At 59.4% G+C, this 7,067-nt stretch carries 9 protein-coding genes and 1 pseudogene; 1 reads left to right on the top strand and 9 read right to left on the bottom strand.

Translation table 11 applies throughout. From position 1 onward, the window contains the following. Positions 1-345, bottom strand: a pseudogene (locus G1E_RS07490) (hypothetical protein); the annotation flags it as partial. Between the two features lie 7 nt (positions 346-352). Next, a complete protein-coding gene (locus tag G1E_RS07485) occupies positions 353-1,213 on the bottom strand; it encodes an SH3 domain-containing protein (RefSeq protein WP_009681801.1) in 861 nt (286 codons plus the stop codon). Positions 1,214-2,054: 841 nt separating this feature from the next. On the opposite strand from G1E_RS07485, the gene G1E_RS07480 reads away from it, so the two are divergent. Beyond that, positions 2,055-2,786, top strand: coding sequence for a hypothetical protein (locus tag G1E_RS07480; protein WP_156327767.1), 732 nt, complete (start codon positions 2,055-2,057; stop codon positions 2,784-2,786). A gap of 2 nt (positions 2,787-2,788) precedes the next feature. Here G1E_RS07480 and G1E_RS07475 read toward each other — a convergent pair whose 3' ends face one another. The 7 genes from G1E_RS07475 to G1E_RS29305 form a co-directional block, all read right to left on the bottom strand. After that, positions 2,789-2,944 carry a hypothetical protein gene (locus tag G1E_RS07475; protein ID WP_256213903.1) on the bottom strand — a complete coding sequence of 52 codons (156 nt, stop codon included), beginning with the start codon at positions 2,942-2,944 and terminating at the stop codon, positions 2,789-2,791. A gap of 502 nt (positions 2,945-3,446) precedes the next feature. Beyond that, positions 3,447-3,959: a DUF2514 family protein gene (locus tag G1E_RS07465; protein ID WP_047149732.1), complete on the bottom strand. Its 513-nt coding sequence runs from the start codon at positions 3,957-3,959 to the stop codon at positions 3,447-3,449. Continuing rightward, entirely contained in the window at positions 3,956-4,444 is a 489-nt protein-coding gene (locus tag G1E_RS07460) for a glycoside hydrolase family protein (RefSeq protein WP_009681806.1), read from the bottom strand. The genes G1E_RS07465 and G1E_RS07460 overlap by 4 nt, the downstream gene beginning before the upstream one ends. Positions 4,445-4,508: 64 nt before the next feature. Beyond that, on the bottom strand, positions 4,509-4,733 hold the full coding sequence (locus G1E_RS07455; RefSeq protein WP_009681807.1) for a hypothetical protein: 225 nt from the start codon (positions 4,731-4,733) through the stop codon (positions 4,509-4,511). A 61-nt stretch (positions 4,734-4,794) separates the two neighbouring features. After that, the gene (locus G1E_RS28650; RefSeq protein WP_009681808.1) at positions 4,795-4,965 is read right to left on the bottom strand and encodes a hypothetical protein; all 171 of its coding nucleotides are present in this window, start codon (positions 4,963-4,965) and stop codon (positions 4,795-4,797) included. Further along, on the bottom strand, positions 4,949-5,329 hold the full coding sequence (locus G1E_RS07450; RefSeq protein WP_009681809.1) for a hypothetical protein: 381 nt from the start codon (positions 5,327-5,329) through the stop codon (positions 4,949-4,951). Before G1E_RS07450 ends, G1E_RS28650 begins: the two co-directional genes overlap by 17 nt. Then, positions 5,326-7,067, bottom strand: a 1,742-nt coding sequence (locus tag G1E_RS29305; RefSeq protein WP_256220435.1) for a DUF1983 domain-containing protein, incomplete at its 5' end; no start/stop codon positions are given. The genes G1E_RS29305 and G1E_RS07450, both read right to left, overlap by 4 nt.

The raw sequence follows: 7,067 nt of genomic DNA, 5'->3' as shown, positions 1-7,067 counted from the left end.
AGGTGCAGCAGCCAGTGTCACCAGCCCCAGGTTGCTGGCATTGCCCGAGCCGCTGGCGTAAAGCTTGCCGTTGCCATCGACTGCCTTCCAACTCACCTTGGCGGTCGAGCAGTCCTTGGCAAACACGAACGGCAGCTTGCTCAGCAGGCCCGTCAGCAGTTCCTGGTTATCCCAGGCTGGGCGGCTGATGGTCAGGTCGACCTGGGGTTTGCACCAGGTGCTGGCATCGCCAGGCACTTCGACCTTGATGTTGTCTTTCTTGGAATAGGCCAGCTCATGGGCGAACGCTTGCGGTACCAGACCACAAGCGCCGACCACAGCCAGCGCGAGCGCGTGCTTTTTCATGGAGTCCTCAGATCAGTTCCCAGGTGCCGTTGGCTTGTTTGCAGAAGGTGTTCTGCTCTTGTTCGGTCTTGCCGTTTTGCGCCTTCAGGCTGACGGTGACCGGGCGGCAGGCCGCTTCGGCGGCAACGGTCTGGGTGGGCAGCGACTGCAGCGAGTCCAGGTCGAAGGCTTGGGTTTCCTTGCTGGCGGCAACGTCCAGCTCGTCCAGGTTTACCGCCGGGGTCACGCGCTTGGCCACGGCCTGCGCCTTGGGCTCCACGTAGTCCTTGTGCACGTAGCCCACGGTCACCCCCTTGCGCCCGACCAGGATCCAGTCGCCGGTGGCGCCCACTGCGGTGAACTCGGTGTGGTTCTTCAGGCTGCCGACCTTCTCGCCAGAGGCGTTCGGCGCGGCGCGTACGTTCAGGTTGTCGCTGGTGGTCACGTACGGTTCGTTGATCAGCTTCATCGACGGCACGGCCTGGATCTTGGGCGCGCGCTTGACCTCGACCTGCTTGGTCTTGGTGTATTCCTTGCCTGGCACGATCTGCGCGCTGGCACCAGAGTGGTCGGACTTCCAGGTCACGGGCTGGGCGCTGGCCGTAGCCTGCTGCTGGCTCAGTACTTCCTGGGTACGCAGCGCCAGGGCCTGCTGGTCCTTCTCATCGAGCATATTGCCGATGCGGTTGCCGACGTAGGCGCCAATCCCACCCGCGATCAGCGCGGCGGCAATCTTGCCGTTGCCACTGCCCAAGGTCGAACCGATGGCAACGCCAGCCAGGCCACCGATTACCGTGCCCGCTTGCTCTTTGCTGATCCCGAGCTGTGCACAGGCCGTGGTAGAAGCGATGGCGACCGCCAGTAGGGACGCGACGAATTTCTTACGCAAGTGGAGCACTCCATTGTCGATGGGGCGCACAGCCGCGTCCCGCAGCCAATGGCAGGCGGCGGCAGGCGAAGGTGTGCGTTGATTTGAGAGGGGGCGCGGCACTGGTCGCGAGCGGCAATTCAGCCGCCCGGCGCTGGGCAAAAAGGAAGACCAGTACGGCGCGAAGCATCCAACGAATCCATGTCAGAAAAAGTCATCGCCCAGCGCGCGTAATCATTACGGCGTTTGGCCTGGGCGTGAGTGGTGTAGTAGAGGGCCGCATTGTAGCCCAAGGTGCTATTGGCAGTTCAAGACAAAATGTTGCGGTCCTCAGCGTCGGCAGGACCGGCCCCTTCGCGGGCACGCCCGCTCCCACAGGTTTTCAGGTGCAGCACCGTCCCCTTTGGGAGCGGGCGTGCCCGCGAAGGGGCCAGCCCGGCAAACACGATTCCAGGGCAATAAAAACACTGCCCACCGACAACATCACAGAACCATTTTGCCGATGGCTGCCCTGATCCAAACCACCAAAACGACGAAGCCCCCGAAAACTTCAACGTTTTCGGGGGCTTCGGCTACTTCGCGTATGGCGGAGAGATAGGGATTTGAACCCTAGGTACTGTTGCCAGTACAACGGATTTCGAATCCGTTTTTGTCGCCAATTTTATTTGAGCTGATTTTATAAAATTCAACAAAATCAAACACTTCAACGCAGCATGACGCAACAGAGTTCCACACCATTCGGGGGATCAATTCCCCCAAAATTCCCCCACAGCTTCTGATAGCATTTGGCCTCTCCTAACCAGCGTCGTTGCTCTACTCACCGCTACCTCAGCGTTTACTGATTTACCCCATGGATGACCAGATGACTACAGACAATCCAGCCGCACGCGCATTCCGCGTACTGAAAGCAATTGAAGCGATGCCTAATACAACCGAAACGAAGACGGCATGGCGTGAAGCATTGGGAATCAAGGGGAATGATGAAGGCCCCCTGCTGATTGGGCTTGGTCAATTCATCGCGGTCACAACCGAAGCCGTCGAGCTTATGAACGATCGATACCCTCCTCTGAAATCCCAGACCACCACGTGGCACCGGACTTTCACTAAGGCCCTGCAGGAGCAAGTGTTAACTAGCCACATCTCGACTTTCACATCGAGATATAGCAGCGCCTCGAACGATTTCCTACAGGTCATGAATCAAATGCTTGCTATAGATGCGCCTCCTGAAATTGACAGCTCGGTTATTCTCGATTTCCAGCAGGCTATTTCGGATTTGATCAAAGAAGTTATAAACAGCGACGTGGAAATTAAAGTTAAAGAATACCTTGTCAAGTCACTTAGAAAAGTCGTATCAGCCCTCGACAATTACCGCTTCACTGGAGTGGTACCGGTACTGGAGTCAATCGAGATCGTAGCTGGCCATATGTTTACTGACTCGAACTTCAAAAAATCGTTGGGCGCGGATCTCGGATACAAGGTCTTCTCGACCTTGGGTGCAGTAGCCGATGGTGTGTCAATAGCCACCGGAGCACCGCCTTCTCTGTGGGCTCAGTTGGGAGAAGGCTTGAAAGGTCTCTTACCGCAATCAGTCTGATATCAGTGAAGACGGGGCAGGTCTTTGCCCCGGGCCTTGTCCACGACCCGCAACTGGTAATCGGATACCGCCTGGAACAACGACTCGGCGAGCAGGCGAAGGCGCTCAACCTCCTCCTGGGGCTGGCCGGCAGCCTCGGCCTCGTGATACTGCCGCATGGCATCGATAGCCTGATGAATTGGCGGCTCGCCAGCCTCGACTAGGCCAATGAAGGTGCACCTGTTGACTTGGGTCAGTCTATTATAGATCGACTCGACGACAGGCCCCTATCCTGCTCCGCTCAAACGCTGCGAAAATCTAGGTTTACGGCTCAGTCTGTATAGGTATGTATCACGCTTGCTACAGCTGTAAAAATCCCTCCTACATTCATCCAAGGAAGATTTCAATGGCAATGAAAATCGTTTGTTCTGGCTGCGGGATGACTATCCCTTTTTCTGGTGAGGTTTGCCCTCACTGTCATCGCGACAAAAGCGACGATCAGATGAAGGAAACAGAGATGCAACTGATAAGTTTCGTAGGGGCGATAGCAGCACTCATCAGCGGTGCAATAACCTACCAGTTCGCGTCATTCAAAAATTCCTTTATCACTGGTGCCGTTGTAGGCATCGTTGTGGCCGGACTAATGGCTTGGAGCATTCATGCCTCGAGGTCTAGGTAGCGCTACTGGCCCTTCACCCGATCAACGACCGCTTCGCAAGCCAAGCCCGCTATTCGACTTCGCTCAAGCGCTGCTGCGCAGCTGCCCGCCATTCGGTCAGCTTCCTCAAGCAATCCCCCGAGCACCACGACGGCAGAGGTTCCTGCCTGGCGCTGCTGGGTAGCGATGGCATTGCAGGTGGCTCGGTGGCCGTCCCGCAGTCGCGCGATTTCGCCGCGCAGCCCGCCAGCAGCAGACTCAGCAGCAGCGGCGCGGCCCTGGGCCAGTTCCAGTTGTTGTCGTGCACTTTCGCCCTCCTTGTCCGCCACAGCCTGGCGGCGCTGTTCTTCGATTCTGGCCTGGGCCGCGGAGCGCCGGTCGCGCTCAGCTATCTGCAGGCGGTAATCTGACAGTTCGGTTCGGGCCTCGGCCGTCTCGCCCTGGGCGACCACCACGCGGTACTGCTGTCCGCCAGCGACCAGCACCAGCGCAATCAACCACCAGCACCAGGCAGGCACAGCTGTCAGCCAGTTCATGTCAGCGCTCCGCCGAGCTCTACCCAGCGCCCGAGCAACTTGTCCAGGCGGTGCGGGTTTTGCCCATAGCTGTTGCCCGGGAAGCTGGCCCAGATGTTCGAGCACTTGGCGATCGCCTCCTGAATGCGGCCGGCTTTGACATCGTCGAGGGCGCGGCGCTCTCGGATCTGCTGCAGCGCTACCCGGTCCTGATTCTCTGGCGTAAATCCGCCCGCCAGGCGCAGGCTGGTCCTATACGCGTCCCAGTAACGCTCGAGCAACTGGTACCGCCCAGCGGCGGTGCTGGTAACCGGCTTGCCGTTGATGGGGAATGTCAGCTTGCGCCGTGGGTGATCGGAATAGCCCTGGAACAGGCCGCCGCCGTACAGCACGTTATAGCCATCGTCGCTGGCTTTCACGGTCGAGGTGCCTTCGGAAAAAGCGATCAGATCCAGAAACCGGAGCACATTCGCGCCTCCGGCCTGGGGTTCGGTGAGTCTGGCCATGGTTTGGTTTCTCCAAGCGAAAAAAAGCCCGCGCTTGGCGGGCATTGGGTGGTTGCGAACGCCGTCAGGCAGCAGACGCCTCAGGCTCTGGTGCCGGCTCGACCGGGTCTTTCGCGCTGATGGATACCTTGGCGGTGTAGTCCTTCAGTACCTGGGCGACACAGACTTGGGCGGCCGGGAACTGGCTCAAGATCTCGCGGGCTCGGGCGTCGGCCTCCTCCTGGGTGGCGTAGCGAGTTTTGTTGGCAACTTCGTAGTCATTGCTCAGGTTGATGGCGACAAATGGCATGGGTAAATCTCCAGGCAAAAGAAGCCCGCACGATGGCGGGCAATGGGTAGTTGGCTTGGATTCAAGCCTTGGGGTGTTGCTGTTTGATCTGCTGCAGGGTCGAGAAGAACGGCTCAGCCTTGGGCATATGCCCTTGATTCATCGCATGCCAAAGCATGTCCAGCTGTTCCTCCACCGGCGGGTACTCGGCCGCACGGCGCTTGGTGTGGTCGCTCTTATGCTGAATTTTCAACGGTGAACTCCTGATCGCGGTATGGCCAAAGGGTGACCGTGACGGTGTAGATACCCGGCGCCGAAAATCCCAGCTCGATGTCACTGCCGTCAGCGGTGTAGGTTTCGCTCTCGATGTTGACGGCGGCACCTTCGTGCACCCCCTTCAACCAGAGCCCTTGGAGAACCGCCCCCATCTGGGGGCGCTCCTTGAGCATTTGCCCCATCACGAAGTGATCGGCCGGCCTTGCCGGTGTGGCCACCTGGATGAAAGGCCGGTCGGTGTTGAGTCTGATGATCTGCTTCCCGTACTCGGGCGGGCAGCTGACGGCAAATACGATCCGGCCGTCAGGCTCATAGGCTGCGAAGTGTCCAGTGTTGCTCATCGTTTGGTTCCCATCGCAAAGAGGTTATGATTTTTCACGCCGACCCCCGTGTTCTCCCCCCACCACTTCACAGTGACGACGAAAAAACCCGGGCCAACGCCGATTGATCCCATCAGGTTAGGGAAACCATCCGCCCAGTCGCCGCCACCTTCCGCGATCACCAAGCCGTTGATATCCATCTGGAATTGGTATTTACGGATACCACTGCCAAACCCTTGGTAGCAGCTGTACTGGGCGGTGATGAAACCGCCCTCGTCCATTTGCACGCCGACAGCGACCAGGTTTTGCCATTGGCCTACCCCCGCACCCAGCACATTTCCGGGGCTGCTTGCCGATACCGGCACAGTGACAGCGTTCCCACGAATGCGCAGCGTGTCGATTTCCGCCACACCGATCTTCGCGGACGTAATTGCACCATTGGCGATCTTGGCGTTGATGATGCTGCCATCACGAATGAAGGCATCATTCATGAACACCTGGCCGCCTTGAATCGCAAACGGGCTGACGTAACCATTGCCGGCGGCGTTGATTACCGCGAACTGGTCCGCCAAGACGGCCACGACCGACTGCAGCACACCATTCTGGTTCTGAATGCCTACTCCAATCCCACCGAGCGCATAAACTCCGCTTTGCGTAACTGCAACCTTGATCGAGAACTGAGCGTTGACCCGATTATTTAATCCGGTCTGCGCGGTACTGATCTGCTGTACCGAAGCATTGGTGGCCCCCAAAGACGATTGGGTGCTCTGGATTTGCTGGCTGAGCGCGGTAACGGCATCGCTCCGAGCTGTGGCCTCGTTTTGGATTGCCGCATTAGCGGCGCCCACCGACGTCAGCAGGCCCTCAATCCGTTGCGACTCTGCGTTAAGCGTGGCACCTTGCTGGGTCACAGTGGATGTGACCGACTCGAGGGCGCGGCTGGACGCCCCGGGTGCCACGCGTCCGACAGCAATCCAGTCGACGTCAAAGGCCCCACCTGAAGTGTTGCTCAGGTCAAGCCGCAACTGGGTGATCACGCTCGACACCCAATCGGCGCCGCCGGCTGTTAGCGCTGCCATGTCCCATTCAATGACAGCCGTTTGCCCCACGGCCAAATTGGGGTTTACGGCCTGCTTGTAGTAGTTGCCCTGCCCGTGACTGGCGGTCGAGTAGAACACCTTCCCGTCCCAATCGGAGGCCGCACCGGCGCGCCGCGTAATGCGGGCACGGACCACTGAAAACACGCTGCCGACCAGCGACAGCCCCCCTCGGACCAGCTGCGGGTCATTGTTCGTGGCGGTTACGCGCATGGCCCCTGCGGCGGCCACACTGATGGTTGCTCCCGACGCGGTCCAACCCTCGACATCGGCATCGAACTGCCACAGCCCGCCGGGAGCAGGGTCAAGCCCCGATGCGCCAAGTGCGCTCTGAATCACGCCGACGCTGTTGTTCAGGTCGACAAGGCTAGCGGATTGGCTGGTGTTCACCCCCTCTGCCGCGCTCACCCGGTTGGTCAACGACTGCAGCGCTGACGCCTCGGCCTTGGTGGCCACCTGGCTCAACGCCGACTGAGCGGCAGCTGCTGCGTCGGTGGCCACCTTGTCGGTGACAGCAACCCAAGCGCTGCCACTCCAGCGTTTTGGTGTATTGCCATTGCCCGTGGTGTCGATCCATAAGTTTTGCGTCAGGCGTTTGTCCGCGGCCGGCGCGGCCGATCCGTAGATCACCTCACCCTTGGCACCGGCAGGCGGAGGGGGCG

The organism is Pseudomonas sp. TJI-51, from assembly GCF_000190455.2.
GTDB classification, from domain to species: Bacteria; Pseudomonadota; Gammaproteobacteria; order Pseudomonadales; family Pseudomonadaceae; genus Aquipseudomonas; species Aquipseudomonas juntendi.
Note: the sequence above shows the minus strand (reverse complement) of the source record. Positions and strands in the feature narration are given on the sequence as shown.